Annotated in this window: 22 protein-coding genes and 1 other RNA gene; all 23 read right to left on the bottom strand. The window is 41.8% G+C overall.

Annotated features, from left to right (window positions below):
- The 23 genes from murC to mutL all read right to left on the bottom strand — a co-directional run bounded on the left by murC (nucleotide 1) and on the right by mutL (nucleotide 24657).
- Complete coding sequence (murC, locus tag IEZ33_RS07870; RefSeq protein ID WP_191603129.1) at nucleotides 1–1422, bottom strand: UDP-N-acetylmuramate--L-alanine ligase; 1422 nt, start codon at nucleotides 1420–1422, stop codon at nucleotides 1–3.
- Nucleotides 1415–2494, bottom strand: coding sequence for an undecaprenyldiphospho-muramoylpentapeptide beta-N-acetylglucosaminyltransferase (gene murG, locus IEZ33_RS07865; RefSeq protein WP_191603128.1), 1080 nt, complete (start codon nucleotides 2492–2494; stop codon nucleotides 1415–1417). The genes murC and murG overlap by 8 nt, the downstream gene beginning before the upstream one ends.
- Nucleotides 2478–3683 (bottom strand): putative lipid II flippase FtsW, encoded by a 1206-nt coding sequence (gene ftsW / locus IEZ33_RS07860; RefSeq protein ID WP_191603127.1) that lies wholly within the window; start codon nucleotides 3681–3683, stop codon nucleotides 2478–2480. The genes murG and ftsW overlap by 17 nt, the downstream gene beginning before the upstream one ends.
- Nucleotides 3680–5026: a UDP-N-acetylmuramoyl-L-alanine--D-glutamate ligase gene (gene murD / locus IEZ33_RS07855; protein WP_191603126.1), complete on the bottom strand. Its 1347-nt coding sequence runs from the start codon at nucleotides 5024–5026 to the stop codon at nucleotides 3680–3682. The genes ftsW and murD overlap by 4 nt, the downstream gene beginning before the upstream one ends.
- Nucleotides 5027–5034: 8 nt before the next feature.
- Nucleotides 5035–6117: a phospho-N-acetylmuramoyl-pentapeptide-transferase gene (gene mraY, locus IEZ33_RS07850; RefSeq protein ID WP_191603125.1), complete on the bottom strand. Its 1083-nt coding sequence runs from the start codon at nucleotides 6115–6117 to the stop codon at nucleotides 5035–5037.
- A 14-nt stretch (nucleotides 6118–6131) separates the two neighbouring features.
- Entirely contained in the window at nucleotides 6132–7481 is a 1350-nt protein-coding gene (locus tag IEZ33_RS07845) for a UDP-N-acetylmuramoyl-tripeptide--D-alanyl-D-alanine ligase (protein WP_191603124.1), read from the bottom strand.
- Nucleotides 7471–8955, bottom strand: coding sequence for a UDP-N-acetylmuramoyl-L-alanyl-D-glutamate--2,6-diaminopimelate ligase (locus tag IEZ33_RS07840; RefSeq protein WP_191603123.1), 1485 nt, complete (start codon nucleotides 8953–8955; stop codon nucleotides 7471–7473). Before IEZ33_RS07840 ends, IEZ33_RS07845 begins: the two co-directional genes overlap by 11 nt.
- Nucleotides 8956–10710, bottom strand: a complete 1755-nt coding sequence (locus IEZ33_RS07835; RefSeq protein WP_191603122.1) for a peptidoglycan D,D-transpeptidase FtsI family protein — start codon at nucleotides 10708–10710, stop codon at nucleotides 8956–8958.
- A complete protein-coding gene (gene ftsL, locus IEZ33_RS07830; RefSeq protein ID WP_191603121.1) occupies nucleotides 10707–10967 on the bottom strand; it encodes a cell division protein FtsL in 261 nt (86 codons plus the stop codon). The genes IEZ33_RS07835 and ftsL overlap by 4 nt, the downstream gene beginning before the upstream one ends.
- Nucleotides 10968–10971: 4 nt before the next feature.
- The gene (gene rsmH / locus IEZ33_RS07825) at nucleotides 10972–11913 is read right to left on the bottom strand and encodes a 16S rRNA (cytosine(1402)-N(4))-methyltransferase RsmH (RefSeq protein WP_191603120.1); all 942 of its coding nucleotides are present in this window, start codon (nucleotides 11911–11913) and stop codon (nucleotides 10972–10974) included.
- On the bottom strand, nucleotides 11910–12365 hold the full coding sequence (gene mraZ, locus IEZ33_RS07820; protein WP_191603119.1) for a division/cell wall cluster transcriptional repressor MraZ: 456 nt from the start codon (nucleotides 12363–12365) through the stop codon (nucleotides 11910–11912). Before mraZ ends, rsmH begins: the two co-directional genes overlap by 4 nt.
- 203 nt (nucleotides 12366–12568) lie before the next feature.
- Nucleotides 12569–12921: RNase P RNA component class A (gene rnpB / locus IEZ33_RS07815), an RNA gene on the bottom strand.
- A gap of 52 nt (nucleotides 12922–12973) precedes the next feature.
- A complete protein-coding gene (locus IEZ33_RS07810) occupies nucleotides 12974–14278 on the bottom strand; it encodes a HAMP domain-containing sensor histidine kinase (RefSeq protein WP_191603118.1) in 1305 nt (434 codons plus the stop codon).
- Entirely contained in the window at nucleotides 14275–14982 is a 708-nt protein-coding gene (locus tag IEZ33_RS07805; RefSeq protein WP_191603117.1) for a response regulator transcription factor, read from the bottom strand. Before IEZ33_RS07805 ends, IEZ33_RS07810 begins: the two co-directional genes overlap by 4 nt.
- Nucleotides 14983–15144: 162 nt before the next feature.
- A complete protein-coding gene (locus IEZ33_RS07800) occupies nucleotides 15145–16443 on the bottom strand; it encodes an adenylosuccinate synthase (protein ID WP_191603116.1) in 1299 nt (432 codons plus the stop codon).
- A 33-nt stretch (nucleotides 16444–16476) separates the two neighbouring features.
- Nucleotides 16477–17655 carry an ATP phosphoribosyltransferase regulatory subunit gene (locus tag IEZ33_RS07795; RefSeq protein WP_191603115.1) on the bottom strand — a complete coding sequence of 393 codons (1179 nt, stop codon included), beginning with the start codon at nucleotides 17653–17655 and terminating at the stop codon, nucleotides 16477–16479.
- Nucleotides 17656–17667: 12 nt separating this feature from the next.
- Entirely contained in the window at nucleotides 17668–17865 is a 198-nt protein-coding gene (locus IEZ33_RS07790; protein WP_191603114.1) for a DUF2065 domain-containing protein, read from the bottom strand.
- A 116-nt stretch (nucleotides 17866–17981) separates the two neighbouring features.
- Complete coding sequence (hflC, locus tag IEZ33_RS07785) at nucleotides 17982–18851, bottom strand: protease modulator HflC (RefSeq protein WP_191603113.1); 870 nt, start codon at nucleotides 18849–18851, stop codon at nucleotides 17982–17984.
- Nucleotides 18851–20095: an FtsH protease activity modulator HflK gene (hflK, locus tag IEZ33_RS07780; protein WP_191603112.1), complete on the bottom strand. Its 1245-nt coding sequence runs from the start codon at nucleotides 20093–20095 to the stop codon at nucleotides 18851–18853. The genes hflC and hflK overlap by 1 nt, the downstream gene beginning before the upstream one ends.
- Nucleotides 20096–20135: 40 nt before the next feature.
- A complete protein-coding gene (gene hflX, locus IEZ33_RS07775; protein WP_191603111.1) occupies nucleotides 20136–21422 on the bottom strand; it encodes a ribosome rescue GTPase HflX in 1287 nt (428 codons plus the stop codon).
- Between the two features lie 34 nt (nucleotides 21423–21456).
- Nucleotides 21457–21702 carry an RNA chaperone Hfq gene (gene hfq / locus IEZ33_RS07770; RefSeq protein WP_191603110.1) on the bottom strand — a complete coding sequence of 82 codons (246 nt, stop codon included), beginning with the start codon at nucleotides 21700–21702 and terminating at the stop codon, nucleotides 21457–21459.
- Nucleotides 21703–21799: 97 nt separating this feature from the next.
- A complete protein-coding gene (gene miaA / locus IEZ33_RS07765; RefSeq protein ID WP_191603109.1) occupies nucleotides 21800–22732 on the bottom strand; it encodes a tRNA (adenosine(37)-N6)-dimethylallyltransferase MiaA in 933 nt (310 codons plus the stop codon).
- Nucleotides 22732–24657 (bottom strand): DNA mismatch repair endonuclease MutL, encoded by a 1926-nt coding sequence (mutL, locus tag IEZ33_RS07760; RefSeq protein ID WP_191603108.1) that lies wholly within the window; start codon nucleotides 24655–24657, stop codon nucleotides 22732–22734. Before mutL ends, miaA begins: the two co-directional genes overlap by 1 nt.
- Nucleotides 24658–24659 lie beyond the last annotated feature (2 nt).

The raw sequence follows: 24659 nt of genomic DNA, 5'->3' as shown, positions 1-24659 counted from the left end.
TCAAATACCCTCGGCAGATAATTTTTTGGAGATAGTTCCTATATCACCAGCACCTTGCGTAATCATCAAATCATCGCCCCTTAATACATTTGATAAAATGGAACTTAAATCGTCAGACTTTCCAACATAAATTGGATCCACACTGCCTCTTTGTCGAATGCTACCGCATAAAGAGCGACTGTCAGCGCCATTAATTGGCGTCTCACCTGCGGCATATACTTCTAATAACAAAAGCACATCCACTTGAGAAAGCACCTGAACAAAATCTTCATATAAATCACGGGTTCGTGAATAACGATGGGGTTGATAGACCATAACCAAACGCTTATTAGGCCACCCCTCTCGAATTGCTTTTATTGTGGCTTCTACTTCACGAGGGTGATGGCCATAATCATCAATGAACATCACCTCACCACCCGCTTTGAGCGTTAAAGATGATTGCTCTTGAAAACGCCTTCCAACTCCCTCAAACCCCATTAAACCAGCTTGAATTGCCGCGCCGTCAACACCTAAGTCCGTTGCGACAGCAATTGTTGACAACGCATTTAAAACATTATGCTTGCCCGGCATAGGCAATCGAATTTTTAATGGTTCTGAGTCCGGTCTATGCGCAATAAACTCACAAAAGCGGCCGGATTGCACAATATCTGTAGCATAAACATCGGCCTCTTCCTCAATTCCGTAAGTCATAATAGGACGACTTATTTGAGGCAAAATAGCACGTACATTCTTGTCATCAACACAAAGAACAGCAAGACCATAAAAAGGTAAATTATGAATGAATTCAATGAATGTTTTTTTCACATTTTCGAAATCACCTTGATAAGTATCCATGTGATCCTCATCAATGTTTGTCACAATAACCGTTTGAGGCTGCAAGTGTAAGAAAGAGGCATCACTTTCATCTGCCTCAGCAACCAAATAGGCACTACTCCCCAATTGAGCATTCGTCCCCGCACTCGTTAAGCGTCCACCAATAACAAACGTAGGCGCTTCACCTGTCGACGCAAGCACAGAAGCCATTAAACTTGTCGTTGTCGTTTTTCCGTGAGTTCCTGCAACCGCTATTCCATGCCTGTATCGCATTAACTCAGCCAACATCTCAGCGCGCCTGACAATGGGTATCCTGTTTTTCTTAGCCCATTGAATTTCTGGGTTACTTTGATTAATTGCGGTAGAAACCACAATCACATGAACGTCATGCACATTCTCTTCAAAATGACCAATAACAATCGATACACCTAAGCTTTCAAGCCTTTTTGTTACAGAGGACTCATTCATATCAGAGCCAGAAACCTGATAACCTTGGTTATGCAGCACCTCTGCAATGCCACACATACCAACACCACCTATCCCGATAAAATGAATTTTCTGAATACGTCTCATCGTGGGTATATTGTAGTGCGCTGTCATATCAATCATTTTTTATTTGTCCTAAACATTGGGAAACAACGTCTTTTGTTGCATTCGGGAAACTCATTTTTTTTGCATTCTCTCCCATTTTCTGCAACCTTGCTCGGTCATTTACAAATTCTTTTAAAAGGCAGGTTGTTTTTTCTACAGTAAACTCTTTTTGCGGCACAACAATCGCCGCATCGCATTTTTGTAAGCTGTGTGCGTTTGCCGTTTGATGATCATCAATAGCGAAAGGGTAAGGTACTAATATTGAAGGCAGTCCGATTAAAGACAACTCACTTACTGTCATGGCACCAGCTCGACAAATTACCAAGTCAGCCCAATAATAAGCCGCGTCCATATTTTCAACAAAAGCCTCAACTCTCGAGTCAAGATCAAACGAGTGATAAGAACTCAAAACCTCATCATAATTCTTACTACCCGTTTGATGCCAAATAGATAAACGAGGAGAACAGCCCCAATTCTTTAGAACCTGAGGAATAACATCATTAATAGCCTTCGCCCCCAAACTTCCACCCACAACAAGTACTTTTAAAGGACGAGCATTATCAAATTTTCTCTCTCTGTTTACATTTTCTGTAATAGCTGAACGAATTGGATTCCCTAAAGTTAGGCCTTTTTTTAAAGCACCATCAAAAGCACAAAGAGCAAGATCACAAAAACGTGAAAGCAGACGATTGGTCGTACCTGCAATGGCATTTTGCTCATGAATAACCAAGGGAATCGCTAATAATTTTGCCGCAATACCGCCAGGTCCCGCCACAAACCCTCCCATACCAAGAACAACATCAGGTTTTTCGCGACGTAAAATAGACAACGCTTGGCCTATGGAATATACAATTCTAAATGGGGCAATAAACAACCCCAACACCCCCTTTCCCCGTACGCCTTTTATAGACAATAAATGCAAAGGAATCTCCGTAGCCTGACCAATAAGGCGCTCTTCCATCCCTCCTTTTGAACCAAGCCAAACGGCCTCTATACCTTGCTTTTTAAATTCTTCACTACAAGCCAACGCGGGATAAATATGACCGCCTGTTCCACCAGCCATAATTAATACTTTAAGAGTCTTGGACACGGTCTAACCCCATATTTTTTGGCTCTATTTCGTTTTCAACAACAGCTAAAACACGTTTATTTTCAATGTCAACTCGCGCTATTATAAAAAGGCTAGTTAACGTAATTATTAAACTACTTCCTCCAAAACTAATTAAGGGCAAAGTCAGCCCTTTAGTTGGCAACAAGCCGGTATTAACACCAATATTAATGACTACCTGAGCCACGATTAAAATGGCGAATCCATAACAAAGATAACCAGTAAATGGTCGAGAGAGCTGCAATGAATCGTTACCGATTTTAAACGCTCTACTGACCATCAAGCCGAACAACAGTATTAACAGTAGGCCTCCAATCATACCGGTCTCTTCAACCCAGATTGAAAAGACAAAATCCGTATGCGCCTCGGGCAGATAAGATAATTTTTGCACACTATTACCCAATCCAAGCCCAAACCATTCCCCTCTTCCATAAGCTATTAGGGCCTGGCTCAATTGGTAGCCACCGTTAAATGGATCCGCCCAAGGATCCGTAAAATTCATTAAACGCTTCATTCGGTAACTTTCAGAGACAGCAACCAAACCTAACGCAACAAAAGCACCAAAAAGTAATAACAAGAATTGGTAAACTTTGGCCCCTCCCATGAACAGCATGGCCATTACAGTGCCCAAAAGAACAACAGAAGCGCCAAAATCAGGCTCTAACAATAACAAAAAAAGAAAAATGACACTTAAGATCAAGGGCAAAAGAAAACCACTCAATTTTTCACGAACTTGCTCGGAGCGCCGAACAAGATAACCAGACATATAGATAACCATACATACTTTAGCCACTTCTGATGCCTGTAGGTTAAAGATAAACAGCCTAATCCAACGTTGACTGCCATTAACACTTTTACCAACACCCGGAATCAATACGCCAATTAGCAAGACCAGAGCACCCAACAGTATAAGAATCCCCCAACGATGCATCCATTCTGTTGGCAAATTAATAACAATACCACCAACAATAAGTGCTATAACTAAGTACAAAACCTGACGAATAACAAAGAAATAAGGGTGTCCATACATACTGTCTGAAATGGCGACAGAAGCACTTGATACCATTACAAGACCCAAAGCCACTATCATACAAGACGAAACTAAAAAATAGACATCAACATTGGAGAGCTCTTTAGAAGATACTTTATCAAAAATACTAAGCCGCCTCATAGCGCACTTACCAGATCAATAAAATGCTCCCCTCTATTTACATAGCTACTGTACATATCAAAGCTCGCACACGCTGGCGAGAAAAGCACTATATCGCCAACCTGCGCCCAAGTGGACACAGCTTTAATAATAGACTCAAGGTTTTCAAACCTATGGCACGTCACTTCAGAACCTAAGATAAATTCTAAGCTGTCAGCATCAGCACCAAATAAATAGGCATTCTTCACATACTTACTAACTGGTTTAACTAAAGGGGAAAAATCGGCTCCTTTGCCATCACCACCTAGAATCAAATGGATATTAGGTTTATTTGAGCCAAACCCTTCAATGGCCGCAATAGTGGCGCCAACGTTTGTTCCTTTTGAATCATTGATATAGGTCGCCCCTTTCACTTGACGAACGGTTTGGCAACGATGAGGCAAACCAGAGAACTCAGATAAATATGAAGTGATAGCCTCTTTTTTAAAAGGTACATTCAGCATTTTCAAGATCGCCAATGCCGCCAATATATTGGCATAGTTGTGTTTACCTTTTAATCTAATCGATGAAGAGTGAATTAATCTCTCAACACCATAGCATAACCATTGATCGCCTCCATCGGCCAACAAGCCAAACTCCTTTAAATCTGGTGTGCCAGTAGTAAAGGCATTTACAGGCGTTTTATCAGGCAACAAAGGAACCGTCAAAATATCTTGTTTATTACAAACAGCGGCACGACATTTACGATAAATTCGCTGTTTCACTTTCTGATATTCATGCAAAGAGTCATAACGATCCATATGATCTTCACTAACATTTAACACAGTTGCCACTGCTGCACTTAGAGAGTGAATTGTCTCAAGCTGAAAACTAGATAACTCCAACACATAGTAATCGACAGCATCAGACAGTAACTCTAAAGCCCCTGGGCCCAGATTCCCGCCTGCGACCGACTTGTAGCCTGATACGTTTAACATATCAGAAACCATAGTAGTAACAGTACTTTTAGCATTAGAACCCGTAATTGCAACAATAGGTGCATTCGCATATTCACAGAACAAATCAACATCGCCCCTCATTAAAACACCTTGTTCTGCGAGCTGTTTTAATATTGGGTGGTTCAGAGGTATACCGGGGCTAACATATAACTCTGTGACAGGTAACGTTAATAAAGCATCAAGACCGCCTAAAAAAATCTTATCGTTAGAGCAAAGCAATTTAGCCTCCTCCAGACTAGGTGGCTGCTCTCTTGAATCTACAATATAAAAATCCATATTTTGCTGAGAAAGGAAGCGAGCACATGAAATTCCAGAAACACCTAACCCGACAACCGCTCGAACTCGATCAGAAGAAATAAGAGACATATTAATCCTCAACGCACTTTCAGCGTGGCAATACCAACTAAAACAAGACAAACCGTTATTATCCAAAAACGCACAATAACTTTAGGCTCTGCCCAACCTTTTAATTCAAAATGATGATGAATGGGTGCCATCCTAAAAATCCTACGCTTTGTCAACTTATAAGAGGCTACCTGTAAAATGACAGAAATCGTTTCCATAACAAAAACGCCGCCCATTATAAATAAGACAATCTCCTGCCTTACGATAACGGCAATCACACCTAAAGCCGCACCAAGCGCAAGCGCCCCCACATCACCCATGAAAATTTGCGCAGGATAGGTGTTAAACCAAAGAAAACCTAATCCAGCACCAACTAATGCAGAACAAAAAACAATAATTTCACCCGTACCATAAACGTATGGAATAAGTAGATAATCCGCAAATTTAATATTACCCGTTAAATACGCAAATAAACCTAAAGCCCCACCAACCAAAACAGTCGGCAATATCGCCAACCCATCTAATCCATCAGTAAGGTTAACGGCGTTACTGGTACCAACAATCACAAAGTAGGTCAGCACGACGTAAAATATCCCCATTGGAATGACAACATCTTTAAAGAGAGGAACAATCAAAGACGTTTCAGCTGGCGTTGTGGCCGATGAATACAAGTAAAAAGCAACAACCAAACCAACCACGCTCTGCCAAAAATATTTCCAACGACTCGGGAGGCCTCGTGGGTTTTTCTCGACAACTTTGCGATAATCATCTACCCAACCAATTGCACCAAAAGCCAAAGTAACCAAGAGGACAACCCAAACATAACGATTCGTTAAATCTCCCCAAAGTAAGGTACTAACTGATATTGAAAAAATAATTAAAGCACCGCCCATTGTAGGGGTACCCGCCTTGCTTAAATGACTCTGAGGACCGTCATTACGAATGGCCTGCTCCATTTGTAACTTTTGCAACAAAGTAATAACCTTCCCACCTATCAATAAAGAAATGGCGAGTGCTGTCAATACACCCAATATGGCCCTCAAAGAAAGGTAATTGAAAACAGTAAAAAACGCATCGTATTGACTTAAATAGTCAGCCAGCAAAAGTAGCATAAGGTAATAATTTCCTAATAGTCGAGTTCTTCAATTACTTTTTCCATTTGGGCGGAACGAGAACCCTTAATCAAAACAGCAGAAGAGTCATTTAATTCTTTTAATTTATGAGCAATCTCTGAATGGGAGCCATAGACATAAGCCATACCACCAAGAGAAGAAAAAGCAGATGACGCCATGCCAGCAATAGGCCCTAACGCAATCAAACATGAAATACCGGACGAAAAAGCATAACGCCCGATATCTTGATGAACAGACTCCTCAAGAGAACCAAGTTCACCCAAAGCACCTAAAACCAGCACTTTGTTTTCTGCATTTTGAGACCGCAGAACATCAATCGCAGCATTTACAGATTTTGGGCTGGCATTATAACAATCGTTTAATAAAAGAGGACGATTTTTAGAAGAAATTTTTTGCAGTCGACCAGGTATAACAAGAGGAATAGAGAGCGAGTGCACAGCGTCTTCAAACGTCCACCCCAGAGCCAATAAAACTTGAACTACCGCCATCGCATTTGCGATTTGGTGCTTTCCGGGACTGGCGATTTTTGCTGAAACGGATAAACCTTGAAAATGAAATTGTGCAAGGGAGTAGTCTGCGTAAAGAATAATATTATCGGCCCACAAATTGGCATCAGAGTGAAAACCGAATGACCGAACATCTCGACTTTCAGAGACATCAACCCAATAGGAATAAAAGGGATCGTCTCTATTTAAAACGACACAACCATCTTTTTTTGTAGAAGATAAGAGCGCTCCTTTTTCTTGAGCTATAGCATCAAGAGTGCCAAAACCAGAATAGTGACACCCGCTAGCATTTGTTAAGACCGCAATATCAGGCTCAATGACACGCCCCATTTTTTCTATCTCACCAGGGTAGCTCGTTCCTGTCTCAATAATAGCTAACTGATGAGTGTGTGATAAAGAAAACAGTGTTTTTGGAACACCTATTTGATTATTTTCATTACTCAAGGTTTTAAGCACAGTTTTTTTGGATGAGATAATTTGCGACAACCATTCTTTAACGGTCGTTTTACCATTACTGCCAGTGATGGCAACAACTTGACCATCAAAAGCATTACGTAAATAGTGAGCGATATCACCATAGGCTTTCAATGTATCTTCAACTATAATTGCTGGATAAACACCAAGGTCCCTATCGACCAAAACAGCCGCAAAACCCGCTTTAAAAGCGTTTAAAACAAAGTCATGACCATCAAATTTATCGCCTTTTAACGCAACAAAAAGCGCATATTCTTTGAACTGCCTAGAATTCGTTTCAACATTGGTAATTAATGTGTCATCACCCATTAATTTCCCATGACAAATTTCAGCAATTTGACCGAGAGAAAGATCAATTAGCATAATGTTCTAACGCTTTTTGCGCCTCTAAGACATCATCAAAAAAATGCTTAACACCCATCACGTCTTGATACGTTTCATGGCCTTTGCCAGCGATAAGCACAACATCACCTGGGCGACTATAATGGATAGCATCAATTATAGCCTGATGACGATCAACGTGTTTCCACAACCGACTTTTAAGCACTTGTAAATCAACTCCATTCAATGCATCAGATAAAATATCATTCGGATTTTCAGTCCTTGGATTATCTGAGGTTAACCAAACGCCATCCGCTTCTTTAAGTGCAGCAGCTGTCATCAATGGACGCTTACCTTTGTCTCTATCTCCTCCACAACCAAAGACACAAAAAACACGTCCATTGCTGTGAACTTTTAAAGCCGATATTGCGGATGAGAGAGCATCCGGTGTATGTGCGTAATCAACCACGACTAAAGGTTTGCCATTAACGTTGATTTTCTGCATCCTCCCTGGTGCTCCTTGAAGAGACTCAACAGCGTCCAGCAATAAAGATACATTTGGAACCTCATCCCACAAAGCCGCAATCGATGCCAAGGCATTCTCTACATTAAATCTACCTAATAATGGTAAAAATACCGTTTGAGCGCCATTTGGGGTATTTAGCACAAAGGAGGTTCCATTAGCGCCATATTCTAGATTGCTGGCAAAAAAATCAGCTGATGAATTCTTAATACTGTAGGTATAAATAGGAGCTACAACCTCTTTAGACATAAAGTCACAATAATCATCGTCTAAATTTAGAACCACTCTCTCCAAATTTGGGTATTGCAATAACTTTCGCTTGGCCTCTGCATAGGCCTCCATAGACCCATGGTAATCTAAATGATCCCTTGAAAGGTTAGAAAAAACGGCACACTTAAACGGAATACCATCAACCCGCCTTTGATCAAGAGAATGGGATGAGGCCTCAAAGGCAACATACTGGAGCCCTTGTTTGAAAAAATCATCAAATGTAAGATGAAGCATCAGTTGATCTGGGGTGGTTTGTTTGGCCTCTTTTAAATCATCCAGTGAGCCAACACCAAATGTCCCTACTATCCCACTTTTGAAATGCAAGAAACGGGTCAATTGAGCGATATAGTAACTAATAGAAGATTTACCGTTTGTACCCGTAACCGCAATTATATTATCAGGATATTGACAAACAAAATCATTCAAACATTGCGATAAACTTCGCACAACATCAGCAGAGGGGATTAATATAAGAGGACTGTCTGCAAGAGACGCCTGCAGAGACGAACATAGATAATCAGGTACAATGGCCACTTTACAGCCGCCCTTTGCGACACTATGTAAATAATCCCAACCATTATGAACAACACCAGGCAAGGCAAAAAACAAACTAGTAGAAGAAACCTCTCTACTGTCAGTTTGCACATTATCTACCACACACCCCAAAAGGTCAGTCGGAACGGTTAAACCCGTTTTTTTGGCTAACTGCAATAGAGTAAACATCTAACCTCCCAACACAACTCTCTGAGGAGACTTTTTATCCAATCTAACCTCTCTCAATCCATCAGGCAAATCGGGAGAGATATTTAAAATGGTCATCGCTCCCTCCATTACACGCGAGAAAACAGGTGCAGATACTTCTCCTCCATAGTATTCGCGCCCTTTTGCATCATTTACCATAATAACCATAGCTAAACGCGGATTTGTCGCAGGAGCAACACCAGCAAATAAGGAAATATATTTATCATATTCATAACCATTTGAACCAACTTTATGGACTGTGCCGGTTTTACCTGCAACTCGGTAACCCGGTATTTTAGCCGCCTTACCAGACCCATTCTCGACAACAGCTTCCATCATTTTTATAACATCTTTAGCTACTTCTCTTGGAATAACCTGTTCGCCTTGCGGGCGTCCGTCTTGCTTAAAAATACTCACTGGCACTTTATATCCACCATTTGCTAAGACCATGTAAGCCTGAGCAAGCTGCAATGTAGATAAGGATAAACCATACCCGTATGCAAGAGTGGCCGTTTCAGCAGGTCTCCAGCGAGTATGAACAGGTAACACTCCCGTCACTTCTCCAGGAAAACCAATACCCACCAAAGAGCCTATACCCAACTTATAAAACATATTCCAAACGGCATCTTGCGGAAGCGAGAGCGCAATTCTAGACGTCGCTACGTTACTGGATTTAACCAACAATGTTTCTAGATCAATTTTGCCATAGTTACCTAGGTCTCGTATGGTTTGACGGCCAAAACGAATATACCCTGGAGAAGTGTCAATTTTTGTCTCCGTTGTATACTGCCCAGAAGATAAAGCAGCCGACAAGGTGAGTGGTTTCACTGTTGACCCAGGTTCAAATAAATCGATTACAGCACGATTCCTAAGCTGATCGTACTCTAACGTTGAGCGGTCATTAGGATTAAATGATGGCTGATTAACCATCGCCAAAATCTCACCCGTTTTCACATCCAAAATCACTGCAGAAGCTGATGTAGCTCGGTGCTCCGTAACCGCCGCTTTTAATTCTCTATAGGCCAAATATTGCAGCCTTAAATCAATACTCAACTCTATATTTTCACCAGATTGCTCTGGTACCTCTTCACCAATCGTGCGAATTACATTCCCTCTTAGATCTTTAACAAAGCTTCTTTCACCTGCCTCCCCTTGAAGCGCTTCATCATAGGCTAACTCAATGCCTTCCTGACCTGAATCATCCACATTAGTAAAACCGACCACATGTGAAGCAACCTCTCCCGCTGGGTAAAAACGCTTGTACTCTTTTCGACGCGTTACTCCAACAACACTGGCACTCATAATGTTATCTGCTTCATGAGGTGGAATCTGTCGCCTAAGATACATAAAAGACTTATTTCGATTTTTTTCAAAACGTTCTTGTAACCAAGATGAACCCACTCCCATAATATCCGCTAGGCGCTTAATTTCCGACTCTGGTGAAACACCTTCGTCAAACTCTTCAGCCCAGAGTTTTTTTGGATTAGCAATGACGGTCCACGTTGGTGTACTTACCGCTAGAGGCTCTCCACGACGATCTAAAATCATGCCTCGAGTAGCCGGGATTGTCTCCGTTCTCTCTGCTCTTATGTCGCCTTGATTCTGTAGAAAATCTTTATCTACTACAGTCAAAAAGAACAGTCGCCCCCCCACCAAAAGAAATAAAGTGAAAGCAATGCCGTAAACAATATAAAAACGCCATTTCTCTGGAATATATGAACTATTTTCTATTTTCATGGTTTTACTATTACCATTTCATTTTGATTAGGGGCTCGCATATCAAGATCCTTTACTGCCGCTTGCTCCAAGCGACTCGGTTGAGTCAAGGCACTTTGCTCTAACAGCAACTGCCCCCAAACCACCTCATAATTTGTTTCATTTTTTTTCATTTTCTGCAAATATGAAAAATCTTTCCGAAAATCATATACTTGAGATACAAGTGCAATGGAAACAGTCGTAAGACTAATCAAAGCAATAAATACGGTTAACAACATTGACCTAGTCACCAGTGCGCTCCAGCACTCGCATTACGGCACTTCTGGATCGAACGTTACCTTCGACCTCTTGCTTGGATGGCTTATTGGCACGCCCTATGGACTTATATTTCACATCTAAATGTGCATTTTGAATGGGTAGATATCTAGGAATTTCAGGGCCTTTAGACTTTAGCTTCATGAAGCGCTTTACAATTCTATCTTCCAGTGAATGGAAGCTAATCACCACTAAACGACCACCCACTTTTAAGGATTTTGCAGCGACTTCCAGTCCCGCCTCCAAGTCACCCAACTCATTATTAATAAATATGCGGATACCTTGAAACGCCCTTGTAGCAGGATTTTTACCTTTTTCCCAAGCGGGGTTTGCTTCTGCAATAATTTTCGCAAACTGTAACGTTGTTGTTATTGGAGTATGGGCTCGATACTCACAAATAGCTTTGGCAATTCTTCTTGAGAAACGCTCTTCCCCATACTGATACATAACATCAGCCAACTCTTTTTCATCCACTCTGGCAACCCATTCTGCCGCACTTAGCCCTTCATCGGGGTTCATACGCATATCCAATGGACCATCATTCATAAAACTAAAGCCACGCTCAGCGTCGTCTAGTTGAGGGGAAGAAACCCCCAAATCCATTAAAACACCATCAACGCGACCGGAAGCATCCAGAAGACTTTCAATGGGTTCGAGCATATTTGCGAAACTGTCTTGAACTATCTGAAATCGGTCATCTTCATTATGCAATGCGTTTCCATGCTCTATTGCAACGGGGTCTTTATCAAAGCCTAACAACTTGCCTGAATCAAGCCGAGAAAGGATCAGCCTTGAGTGCCCCCCTCGACCAAAAGTGCCATCAACATACACACCATTTTTATCAGTAATTAAATAATCTACTGATTCATTTAACATCACACTTATATGTTGCGGTACGGAATCTGTCATAACGAAATATCCATTAAACTTTCAAGTTGTTGTTCATCAAAAGAACTCAAATCTAAATACTCTTCTCTTTGAGCTTCCCAATTAGACTGACTCCAGATTTCTATTTTTTTACCTTGCCCTAGCAGAGCAACTTTCTTATCTAATTGAGAGAACTCTCGTAACGGCGCAGGCAATAATACTCGGCCTGCCGAATCTATTTCCAAATCTGTCGCATGCCCAACCAAAAGGCGTTGTAGCTTTCTAGCTTGTGGCTGAAATGAAGGCAGTTTATCTAACTTTTCTTGGATCAATTCCCACTCAGGCAATGGATACATGAGCAAGCAGCGGGACATAGGGTCAATAGTTACCACGACTTTTGAATCATCATATTGAAAAAGCTCATCACGCAATCGTGCCGGCAAGGACATTCGCCCTTTTGCATCAACACTCACATGATGAAGACCTCTAAACATACCCATATTCCACTTATCGACACTTTCACCCACAATTTAACACTTTTCACAAAAAAGAATGAATAAATTACACAATTTTTATTATTTTTTTGTAAAAAAGTGGGATAAGCCTATTTTCAGCCACAAAAGCGCACAAAAGTATCAAGAGATATAAGGCTTTTTTGGAAAGTAAGAATAAGAATTACAAGGAATTGAAATAAAGAAGTGCAAGTTGGCCGATAAGCCGGGTTCTGTCGTGGACAGTCATTCATCTCGAACATACATCACTGCATGCCTCTAGCGACCTACCCGAACTCAGCGCGGGTCACGCCAAAGAGTTCCTATTTGGTCTTGCTTCAAGTGGGGTTTACCATGCCACGAACTGTTGCCAGTCGCGCGGTGCGCTCTTACCGCACCATTTCAACCTTACCGGCAGTAAACTGCTTAGGCGGTGTATTTTCTGCTGCACTTTCCGTAGGCTTTCGCCCCCCAGGCGTTACCTGGCACTTTACCCTGCGAAGCCCGGACTTTCCTCCATTCCTTATAAATAAGAAACAGCGACTGCCTGGCCAACTTGCGGCGCACATGGTACTTAAATGCCCGCAAGATAACAAGTTAAATCAACAAGACTAACCCACGGGCAAAGAAAATCGAACCTCTAACCCTCCTTGGGGACGATTACTCGCTTCAATTGCCCCATTGTGCGCACGAATAATTCGCTGAGCAATGGTCAATCCGACACCAAATCCACCACTGTTTGACTCTCGAGCTGAAGAAGATCGATAAAAAGCATGAAAGATTTTTTCCAATTTATCTTCGTCAACACCAGGACCCTCATCGCGGATGATTATTTGTGCATAGCCTGAAACTTCTTTGGTTTCAATTTCAACTCGCCCTCCCTCTGAAGCATAAAAACAGGCATTGCGTAGCACATTTTCAACAGCATGCCGTAACTGCAAAGGGTCCCCTAAAAGCACCTTTGGAAACGCCCCAATTTTTACAACGTGAACGCTTTTAAGCTGGGATTCAAAATTCACATCATCAACAATATCATTAACCCAGCGCTGGAGGTCAATCTTCTCTTTCTTAAGAGAAGCCGCTTCAAGACGACTCAAAGTTAACACTTGTCCAATCAATTCATCTAACTCGTGCAATTCATTACGTATACGATCTAAATAACTTTGCTGAATAGGGAGCCCCTGCTTATCTTCAGCAATCGTTAGTGCCACCTCTATTCTTGAAAGAGGGGTTCTTAGTTCATGAGAAACATCCCTCATTAGCCTCTCTTTAGAAGATAACAATACCTCTATGCGCTCAGCCATTTCATTGAATTCTTGCGCAAGCTTGCCGATGGCATCAGACCGCTGAGCTAACTTAACATCAACTCGAGCCTCCATATCTCCTCGACCGAAAGAGCGAGTGGCCTTTTGTAGTTTCAAAAGCGGACCCAAGAGCCAGTAGGCAACAACCGCACTGGACACAAGCAACCCTAAGAAAGAGAAAGGCAAAATCAACTCAGAATTGGAAGATTTCAGATGAGGACTGGGCCTGTAAATAAGCAAATATTGAACATTACTCGTCCCTATTACTTGAATAAACTGACTATCCAGGAAATCAGCTAATGGCCTACCAAGTCGCCCCTCATTCTTACCAGGAAAATTCCTTGGCAAAGGTTTTAAAAGAGAAACACCATTTTCTTGATAAAGGAATAATTTGCCCGACAATTGCTGCTCATACTTTTTCGCCAACTCTTTAATAGGTACCTCACCAAGCTTCTCATAAGCCGTAACCAGCTGGACACCCACATCACCTAGAACATCCGCAGACACCTGCAAAGGACGCTGAATAAGCTTCACTACACCAAAGCCAATACTAACGACTACAATGTTAGATAATAAAATAACTAAAAATACTCTGAAAAAAGTATTCTTCATAATAAAGAAGTGCCTTTCCCATGCTCTACAAAAATATAACCAACGCCACGCACTGTTTTAATTCTTGGCTCACCATCAGGTAGCAAACCTATTTTTTTACGCAAATTACTAATATGCATATCAAGACTGCGATCATAGAGAGTCAACTTCCTACCAAGTGCTTTTTCTGATAACTCCTGCTTAGTAAGAACCTGCCCAGGCAGTGACAACATACATTCCAACAAGGTGTATTCTGAAGTTGTTAACTCAATCAACTCCCCCTCAAGAAAGACACTGCGATCTTTCCTTCTTAATAACAAACCATCCAATTCCATATCACCCGTAGCGTCTTCAGATTTCTCATTTGAAGAGCGGCGCAAGATCGCTTTTATGCGAGCCAAAAGCTCTCTTGGATTAAATGGTTTTGACAGGTAGTCATCTGCCCCCATCTCCAAACCAAGAATTCGATCAATATCATCGCCTTTCGCGGTCAACATAATCACAGGAATTTTACTCTTAATGCGAATTTGCTTTAAAGTCTCGAAACCATCCAATTCAGGCATCATCACATCCAGAATAACTACATCCGGAGAAGTTTGATTCATGAGCTCTATTGCCTCTCGACCATTCCAAGCATGAATAACTTCATAGCCTTCTCCATTAAAATATTCCTTGATTAACTCAGACAAACGAGCATCATCATCTGCAAGCAGCAACTTAACCATAAAAAACCTCTCAAAAGAAAATCATGCATTTATTAATAACAGCATTCTATCTTACGCAATATAAGACATCTGTTTGATTTTCAAACTTTTTACACTAAATACAAGTACAGGCCAGGCATAAAAAAAGCCGAATAAATCGGCTTTTTTACAATCAATTAGCAGCTAAAGTTTAAAAGGGTCTCTTAAAACGATAGTTTCAATACGATCAGGACCAGTAGAGATAATATCAACAGGAACACCGACCTGCTCTTCAAGGAAGCGAATATAATCTTGAGCATTTTTAGGCAATGAATCGAAATCAGGCGCACCCACTGTAGATTCAGCCCAACCAGGAAGCTCGATATAAACAGGGCGTGCCGCCTCATAACCTTCACTATCCACTAACGAGCCCGCAACCGGATTCCCATTATCATCAACATAAGAGACACATACTTTAATTGTTTCAAACCCATCTAACACATCTAATTTAGTGAGACACATTCCTGAAACAGAATTGATTTGTATAGCATGACGCAAAGCAACCGCATCAAACCAACCACAACGACGAGCGCGCCCAGTAGTAGCACCAAACTCATGACCACGAGCGGCCAACATCTCACCATCTTCATCAAACAATTCTGTTGGAAAAGGGCCAGAGCCAACGCGCGTCGTATAAGCTTTTGTAATACCTAACACATAATCAAAATACAATGGGCCAAAACCAGTACCAGTTGGAGCACCACCTGCCGTAGTATTTGAGGAAGTTACATAAGGATACGTACCATGATCTACATCCAACAAAGACCCTTGCGCGCCTTCAAACATGATGTTAGCGCCTGAGCGACGTAAATCATGTAATAATGAAATAGTGTCAGTCACCATGGGACGAATGAATTCAGCCATTTTCAGGCCCTCTTCATAGACTTCATCGTATGAAATTTCATCCACATGATAGTAATTCTTTAGCATGAAGTTGTAATACGACAAAACTTCTTTTAACTTTTCAGCAAACCGAATTGGATCCAACAAATCAGCCACTCGAAGCGCTCGACGAGCCACTTTATCCTCATAAGCTGGCCCAATACCACGACCAGTGGTGCCTATTTTGTTAGCACCCTTTGCTATTTCACGCGCTTGATCCATAGCAATATGATAAGGAAGTATTAAAGGACAAGCCGGGCTTATCTTCAACCGCTCAACCGCAGGAATACCCTGTTCAAGCAGCTCATTAACTTCTTTTAGCAAAGCAGCAGGGGAAAGAACAACACCATTACCGATAATACATTGAACGTTATCACGTAAAATTCCTGAAGGAATCAAATGCAAAACAGTTTTTTTCCCATCGATTACAAGGGTATGTCCTGCATTATGACCACCTTGGAAACGCACTACAGCGGCTACTTCCTCAGTAAGTAAATCAACAACTTTACCTTTACCTTCATCACCCCATTGGGTACCTAGAATAACTACGTTTTTGCCCATAATTTCAGGTCTCATTTAATTTTTAACGAAATTTTACAGATCAGCAGCAATTGTCTGCCAATCTCCTTTAACACAAATCAATTTAAAATCGACATCAACCGCAGGAATTTCACCTTCTAGCGCTTGAACAACCTTAAAACCTTCTCGCCTCAATTTTGAAACGGCATCCCACAACGCAATATCATTCTCTGTCGGAGCTAGGACAACTGGACGTTTTTCTACTTCACCATCAGACAGCATAACTAAGGTTTTAAGATCCGCGCTAAAACCGGTTGCAGGGCGGGAGCGCCCAAAAACCTCACCGATATTATTATATCGACCACCACGAGCAATAGCATTACCATAACCAGGCAAATAAGCAGCAAAGACCAAACCAGTATGGTAATTATACGAAACCAAATCACTCAAATCGAAATGAAAACGAACATCGGGAAAACGCAAGGAGACAGTCTCTTTGACAAGCAACAATTCTTTTAAGGCCAGATCAGTTTTCTCACTAACGCCACTAAGGACAAGAGCCGCTTTCTCAAGCACCGACGCATCCCCACATAAGCGCGGTAACGCATTTAACCAATCAGATTGCTCTTTAGAAACATCAATAGAGGAAACAAAACGGTTTAATTCCGGAAGGTCTTTCGTTTTATAGAATTCGGCGATTGTATCACGCTGAAAATCCGTCAGATCACAAACGGCCATCAAATCCCTAACGATATCCACATGCCCCAAATCCAAAACAGGCGCACTTATCCCCACAACAGAAAGCGTCTCTATCATTAAGGATAAGATTTCGATATCGCTTTCTACGCCGCCATGTCCGTACAATTCAGCACCAAGCTGAATCGGACTACGCGTACCATCCAAACCGGATGGCACCGTTCTTAATACACTACCACAGTAACACAACCTTTGAATCGACTCACCTTTCAAACAGTGCGCGTCAATTCTAGCCACCTGAGACGTAAAATCGGCACGAATACCCATCATACGACCTGACAACTGATCAATCACTTTGAAGGTTTCGTTATCTAGATCAGATCCGGCACCGGTTAAAAGAGAATCTAAATACTCTAATAATGGCGGAATGACTAACTGATAACCCCAAGAATGATGAAGATCGAGCAATGCTCGCCTTAAATTTTCAATCCTTCCAGCCTGAACAGGCAAAGATTCATCAACACCATCAGGTAGTAGCCAGCGATCAGCTAATGTCATTAGTTTTTCCTCTTAGCTTCGTACTATATAAAGCAACAACAATCCCAAAAACATACTCATAGCACCTAAAATGCGCAGATTAACACTTGAACTAGATACAGCTTTGATCATTATTTTGCGCCAAACATCAGGCATTAAGAAAGGCATCACACCCTCAACAATCAATAATAAACTAATGCCAACAAGTAGCGACTGGAACAGTTCGTGCATACATTCTCGTTTTTTAAACATGAAAAAACCGGGAAATTACCCGGTTTTTTCTATCATACCATGTTTCCTATTTGAACAAATAGACTTCAAACAGGATTCAGGCTAAATATACAAAGCTACGGCTCAATATTATTTAGGTACTTAAAGAACTCACTGTCAGGCTGTATTACAAAAACATCACCCTGAGAGCTAAAACTCGTCCGATAAGCCTGTAGACTACGGTAGAACTCGTAAAACTCCGGATCCTGTGTGTATACCTTAGAATAAATTTCCGCAGCAGTCGCATCACCATCACCACGAATCATTTCTGAATCACGATACGCCTCAGATTCAAGTACAACTTGCTGTCTATCTGCATCAGCACGAATACCTTCAGCCAACTCCAGACCTTTTGATCTATGTTCACGTGCTTCACGCTCACGCTCAGTTCTCATACGCTGATATACAGACTCACTAACATCTGGCGGTAAATCGATTCTTTTAACTCGAATATCAACAATAGTAATACCAAGTTCAGATTTTGCTACATCATCCAAGCCGACACGAAGCTCATCCATCAACAGGTCTCGCTCACCAGAGACCACTTCATGCATGGTTCGCTCACCAAACTGGTTTCTTAAACCTGTATCCACTCGCGACGACAAAACCCGGTTTGCAATAACTTCATCACCAGAAGTTGCTGTATAGAATTTGGATACTGACTCAATGCGCCATTTTACATACGAGTCAACAATAACAGCCTTCTTCTCCAATGTTAAGTAACGCTGAGGACGTGAATCCATTGTTAGAATACGTGAATCAAATTTTTTCACTTCATTCATGACCGGTATTTTAAAATGCAACCCCGGCTGAACATCGTCTTCAACTATCTCACCAAACTTTAGAACAACCGCACGCTCAGTTTCCTTAACTACGTAAAGAGTTTGAGAAGCCACTAAAACCAAAAGCAAGACAATGAACAGTAAAGATACTGATAAATTTTTCATTAATTTCGGCCCTCTCTACGCGTTGCACCTTGTCTTTTACGAATTTCTTCAATGACCTGATCGGTTATATTACCAATACTATTAGAAGGCAAAACAGAACTTGAAGCAGCTGACGACTTCATTGTCGCTTTATTCTCCATTATCTTATCCAGTGGCAGATACATCATGTTATTTCCACCATCAACATCGACAACAACTTTACTCGATTTAGAATAAACATCTTCGATAGTTTCTATATATAAACGTCTTTTCGTTACTTCAGGTGCTTTTATATATTCTTGATACATACGATCAAAACGATCTGCCTGACCAGACGCCCTAGCAACAATTTCTGAACGATACGCTTCCGCTTCCTCTCGAATACGCTGCGCACGACCTCGAGCTTCTGGAATAATACCATTAGCATAAGACTCAGCTTCATTACGAACTCGCTGCTCATCTTCTTTCGCCTTGATTACGTCATCAAATGCCTCTTGAACCTGAGTAGGCGCTTGAGTATTTTCAACGTTAACCTTAGAAATCAATAAACCAGTACCGTATACATTTATGTAATTCTGCAATCTAAGTTTGACATCATCCGCCAACAACTCACGACCCTCTGTCAATATTTGGTCCATTTGCGAACTACCAACAACATGCCTCAAGGCACTCTCGACGGCTTGAGCCAAGCTCTCCTCTGGATTACGAACATTTAGCAAGTAGTTTTTAGGCTCCTGAACAGAATACTGCACAGACACACCCACCTCTACTATTGCCTCATCAACCGTTAACATTAACGCCTTGTGGTCATGTGAGCGAACTTTGGTCACATTTACCTTGCTAACAGAATCGATCATAGGCGGATTCCAATGAAGACCCGGCATCACTGTTTCATAATACTTACCAAGCCTCAACACAACCCCGCGCTCTTGTTGATCCACCTGATAAACACCAGCCGCCCCCCAAAGCCCTAAAATACCTATCAATACAATTGCAACAAGACTACCGCCAAATTTATTTGATAGATTGCCGCCGCCACCGGAGCCGCCGCTGCGCCCCCCTTTTTTGACGCCAAGCATCTCCATTAACTTACCAAAAGCCTCATCCAAATCTGGCGGCCCTTGTTCGTTACGCTTATCTCTCCCCCAAGGATCATTATTGGGAGAATCATTGTTTTTATCAGTATCAGACTGACCACTTGTATTTCGATCTTTATCAGAGTTCCAAGGGTCTTTGTCATTATTACCCGGTTCATTCCAGGCCATAAAGCCTCTCCATTATCATTCAAAAAAAATCTACATAAAACTAAGCAGCATGCAACTGCTCTTCACTTAAACCTGTTTTAGCTAAAATCTGTAAAAAATCTTTTTTAGGCAGACGGACATTTAAAATAGAGCGACCATCCTCATCATAATCTTCAGAAATCACGGCACCTTGCTCAAACATCATAGCTCTAAAGCGACCAGAATTATTTGGCAAAACCAATACATCCTGAATAATATCTTCGCCAAGCAACTCTGAGATTGCCGCCTTTAATAAAGATATACCCTCGCCTGTTTTTGCAGACAACCATACACGATAAGGCTTACCATCCTCATCACGATCGATTCTTGCAGCAACATTTGACAACGCATCTATCTTATTGAATACCACCAAAGTAGGTATTTCATAAGCCTCAATTTCACGCAACACATCATTAACGTGCTGAATATTTTCATCACGAGACAGATCGCTTGCATCAACCACATGAAGCAATAAATCCGCTTCCGAGGACTCTTTTAATGTCGCCTGAAACGCTTTTACCAAACGATGAGGCAGCTGACGAATAAAACCGACCGTATCCGCCAGAACAATCGAACCAATTTCAGGCATATCTAAACGCCTAAGTGTAGGATCCAGCGTGGCGAACAATTGGTCCGCAGCAAAGACCTCAGCACCCGTAGCACGATTAAACAAAGTCGATTTGCCTGCGTTGGTATAGCCAACTAAAGATACCGTTGGTGTAGCAGATCGAGTACGAGCGCGACGACTTTGATCCCGCTGGACATTAACTTTTTCTAGACGCTTCTGTATGGCTTTAATTCGCTCTCGAATTAAACGTCTATCGGTCTCAAGCTGTGTTTCACCTGGCCCCCTATTGCCAACACTACCCTGACGCTCTAAATGCGTCCAACCTCGAATCAAACGAGTGGATAGATGCTGTAATTGGGCAAGCTCAACCTGAAGCTTACCTTCATGCGTACGTGCACGCTGTGCAAATATATCCAATATCAGTCCAGTTCTATCAAGAACTCGACAATTAAGAAATCCTTCAAGATTACGCTCTTGGGACGGCGTTAATGAGTGATCAAAAATCACGACCTGCGCTTCTTCACGAACAACAATGTCCATGATTTCATCAAGCTTACCAGTACCAACAAAATACCTAGGGTCTGGCTTCTGACGAGAACCCGTCACAACAGCAACAGGATCAGCACCAGCTGATATTGCAAGTTCCACACACTCTTCTGGTCCATACGAATTCAATGGATCATTGAAGTCTATATGAACCAAAACAGCTAGATCACCACTATCTGGGCGTTCGAAAAACAAATTAATCTTCCTATACTAGCCCTTAATAAGCAGGCTATTCAATTGCGTCTTCTGGAGAATCAGGAGACGGGATACGAATTGTACGAGATGGAACAACAGTGGAAATGGCATGCTTATACACCATTTGACTTACTGTGTTTTTTAACAAAATCACAAATTGATCAAAAGACTCAATTTGACCTTGTAATTTAATTCCATTCACCAAGAAAATAGAAACAGGTACTCTTTCTTTACGTAGAACGTTAAGATAAGGGTCTTGTAGTGATTGCCCTTTTGACATTTGAATCTCCTTAAATAAGCAAAAATACAGGCAAAAAAAAATTATTTACCCATTAAAACAATATTATAGATAGTACACGATTTCTTTTTCTATTTCCCTATATAATCCTGCTTTCGATGTATTTCAAGGCCTCACCAGCAAGATCTTTCGATAAACTATCAAACACTTGAAGATTTTCCCATCCTCTCAACCAAGTAATTTGACGTTTCGCCAATTGCCTAGTTGCAATTACCCCTTTATCTATAGCATCAATTAGAGAATCTTGCCCATCTAAATACTGCCATAACTGCCTATACCCGACACACCGTATCGATGGCAAGTCAATATGCAAGTCCCCCCGAGCACGCAACATTGCAACTTCATCGAGAAAACCTTCTCGCATCATGATATCAAAACGCTCTTTTATACGCCCATGGAGAACGCTTCGCTCCTGAGGCATAACCGCAATATCAATCATGTCAAATGGTAAAGTTTGCCTAGCCTGTTCAGCCCAAAATTCAGTCATCGTTTTACCACTAATAAGAAAGACCTCCAAAGCTCGCTGCAATCGTTGAGGGTCATTAGGATGAATCCTTGATGCCGAAACAGGGTCAATTTTAGCCAAATCCGAGTGAACACCTTCCCAACCACGACACCTTGCGTCCTCTTCAATTTTTTGCCTAACCTCTTGACTGGCCTGAGGCATGACTGCCAACCCCTTTTTCAAGGCATTGAAATACATCATAGTCCCACCAACAAGAAGAGGAACTCTACCTTCAGATACAACGTCGGCCACTTCACCCTTAACATCAGCCAAAAAGTCCGCTGCCGAGTAAGACTCGCTCGGATCAATAATATCGATAAGGCGATGAGGTGCTACCTTTAACATTTCAGCGTCTGGCTTAGCTGTACCTATATCCATTCCGCGATACACCAGGGCAGAATCAACACTAATGATAGAACAATTATGATTTCGTACGAGCTCCACAGCAAGACCCGTTTTACCGGAGGCTGTTGGCCCCATCAAACAAACAACAACAGGCTTTTTCACTAACGACCTCGCAAAAACAATCTATCTAAGTCAGACATACTCAACTGAGTCCAAGTAGGACGCCCATGATTACACTGTCCACTTCGCTCCGTAATCTCCATATCGCGTAGCAAGCTATTCATCTCGGTAACTGTTAACTTTCTGTTTGCCCTTACCGACCCATGACACGCCATGGATGACATTAGTTCATTCGCTCTCGCTTCTAACAGGTCCGATCCACCATTTTCATTTAAATCACTAATCACATCTCTCACAAGACTCTCAATATTTGACTGAATCAACACGACAGGCACCTCTCGAACCATAACACTTTCAAGACCAGTTCGCTCAACAACAAAGCCGAATCGCCGAAAAACAGCACCATCACTTTCAACTATATCCGCCTCACTTTGAGAAACAGACACATTTATAGGCACCAATAATGGCTGAGAAACAATTGAGTTTTGATAAAACGCATTTTTCATACGCTCATAAAGTATTCGCTCGTGCGCTGCATGCATATCAACAACAATAAGCCCAGAAGCACTTTCAGACAAAATATACACACCATGAAGCTGAGCCACGGCAAAACCCAAAGGCGGGATTACGGATACTCCCTCACTGATTTTATTTGCATTGACAGATGCACTAATTTCACCAGTTTCTGGATTGACATACTCATGAGCCGTATTTATACCACCCACAGCACCAGCAAATTGGGTCAAATCACTAACGGCTGAAAGCTGGTTTTTTACCTCACTAGGATTAACCCAAGTCTTATCAAACACTGAACCAAGCTCAGAACTCACACTATCTGATGAAGACAGTTCAGGCGAAGATTGTGGATGCAGTGACAAATTAGACTGCTCTCTTATATCACTCACAAGTGGCACAGCCTGGCTTGCATTAAGCTCAACCTGAGCACCTCCCCCGTCAGACTCGGGACGCACATCGGCTAGTACCTTATGAATTTTGCTAAACAAGAAGTCATGCACTAAACGGCCATCCCTAAAACGAACTTCATGCTTTGTTGGATGAACATTAACATCCACTGTCGCAGGATCTAACTCCAAATAAAGTACAAACGTTGGATGACGACCATTATAAAGTACATCACGATACGCCTGACGCACCGCATGAGCGACTAATTTATCTTTCACCACACGACCGTTTACAAAAAAGTATTGCAAATCAGCCTGAGACCTTGAAAAAGTAGGCAAACCTATCCATCCCCAAAGCCTTAACCCAGCCGCCTCAACATCTAATGTTAATGCATTTTCGATAAATTTTTTACCCAACAATGAAGCAAGCCTATGCTCTGCACTCATTTGATCAGCGACGGCTCGTAAATCATACACTTGCTTACCATTATTGCTTAACCGAAAACCAACATCGTAACGACTTAAAGCCAGCCGTTTAACCACTTCTTCTAAATGAGAAAATTCCGTTTTTTCCGTTCTTAAAAATTTCCGTCTTGCAGGTGTGTTGAAAAATAAATCCCTTACCTCTATTGTCGTACCTGGTAAATGAGAAGCTGGCTTAACCGCGGTCGCCATATCTTTACCTTCAGCCTCAACCCTCCACGCCTCATCACTATCAGCAAACTTAGAGGTTAAAAGCAACCTTGATACAGAACTTATACTCGCTAATGCTTCCCCCCTAAAACCAAGCGTCCTTACCGACTCAAGATCATCCAAGGTCAAAATTTTACTCGTAGCATGGCGACTTAAGGCCAACGCCAAATCCTCTTTTTCAATACCAACGCCATTGTCACGAATTTTTATTTGGCGAACACCACCTTGCTCAACCTCTATATCAAGCTGAGTGGCACCTGCATCCAAACTATTTTCCAACAATTCTTTCACGACCGAGGCTGGACGCTCTACAACCTCTCCCGCCGCAATTTGGTTAGCAAGCCTTGGGCTCAGAAGGTGTATTCTTTGCATAT

Source organism: Marinomonas algicola (assembly GCF_014805825.1).
Taxonomy (GTDB): domain Bacteria; phylum Pseudomonadota; class Gammaproteobacteria; order Pseudomonadales; family Marinomonadaceae; genus Marinomonas; species Marinomonas algicola.
Note: the sequence above shows the minus strand (reverse complement) of the source record. Positions and strands in the feature narration are given on the sequence as shown.

What these genes read in the sequence shown, in the direction of transcription:
- IEZ33_RS07800 (WP_191603116.1), bottom strand. Translation starts at nt 16,443, where the DNA reads ATGGGCAAAAACGTAGTTATTCTAGGTACCCAATGGGGTGATGAAGGT.
- hfq (WP_191603110.1), bottom strand. Translation starts at nt 21,702, where the DNA reads ATGTCAAAAGGGCAATCACTACAAGACCCTTATCTTAACGTTCTACGT.
- IEZ33_RS07835 (WP_191603122.1), bottom strand. Translation starts at nt 10,710, where the DNA reads ATGAAAATAGAAAATAGTTCATATATTCCAGAGAAATGGCGTTTTTAT.
- mraY (WP_191603125.1), bottom strand. Translation starts at nt 6,117, where the DNA reads ATGCTACTTTTGCTGGCTGACTATTTAAGTCAATACGATGCGTTTTTT.
- IEZ33_RS07805 (WP_191603117.1), bottom strand. Translation starts at nt 14,982, where the DNA reads ATGGTTAAGTTGCTGCTTGCAGATGATGATGCTCGTTTGTCTGAGTTA.
- murD (WP_191603126.1), bottom strand. Translation starts at nt 5,026, where the DNA reads ATGTCTCTTATTTCTTCTGATCGAGTTCGAGCGGTTGTCGGGTTAGGT.
- IEZ33_RS07840 (WP_191603123.1), bottom strand. Translation starts at nt 8,955, where the DNA reads ATGTTTACTCTATTGCAGTTAGCCAAAAAAACGGGTTTAACCGTTCCG.
- IEZ33_RS07845 (WP_191603124.1), bottom strand. Translation starts at nt 7,481, where the DNA reads ATGCTAATTGATCTTTCTCTCGGTCAAATTGCTGAAATTTGTCATGGG.
- IEZ33_RS07795 (WP_191603115.1), bottom strand. Translation starts at nt 17,655, where the DNA reads ATGACATTAGCTGATCGCTGGCTACTACCTGATGGTGTTGATGAATCT.
- murC (WP_191603129.1), bottom strand. Translation starts at nt 1,422, where the DNA reads ATGATTGATATGACAGCGCACTACAATATACCCACGATGAGACGTATT.
- hflC (WP_191603113.1), bottom strand. Translation starts at nt 18,851, where the DNA reads ATGAAAAATTTATCAGTATCTTTACTGTTCATTGTCTTGCTTTTGGTT.
- hflK (WP_191603112.1), bottom strand. Translation starts at nt 20,095, where the DNA reads ATGGCCTGGAATGAACCGGGTAATAATGACAAAGACCCTTGGAACTCT.
- ftsL (WP_191603121.1), bottom strand. Translation starts at nt 10,967, where the DNA reads ATGTTGTTAACCGTATTTATTGCTTTGATTAGTCTTACGACTGTTTCC.
- IEZ33_RS07810 (WP_191603118.1), bottom strand. Translation starts at nt 14,278, where the DNA reads ATGAAGAATACTTTTTTCAGAGTATTTTTAGTTATTTTATTATCTAAC.
- IEZ33_RS07790 (WP_191603114.1), bottom strand. Translation starts at nt 17,865, where the DNA reads ATGCACGAACTGTTCCAGTCGCTACTTGTTGGCATTAGTTTATTATTG.
- mraZ (WP_191603119.1), bottom strand. Translation starts at nt 12,365, where the DNA reads ATGTTTAGAGGTCTTCATCATGTGAGTGTTGATGCAAAAGGGCGAATG.
- ftsW (WP_191603127.1), bottom strand. Translation starts at nt 3,683, where the DNA reads ATGAGGCGGCTTAGTATTTTTGATAAAGTATCTTCTAAAGAGCTCTCC.
- rsmH (WP_191603120.1), bottom strand. Translation starts at nt 11,913, where the DNA reads ATGACAGATTCCGTACCGCAACATATAAGTGTGATGTTAAATGAATCA.
- mutL (WP_191603108.1), bottom strand. Translation starts at nt 24,657, where the DNA reads ATGCAAAGAATACACCTTCTGAGCCCAAGGCTTGCTAACCAAATTGCG.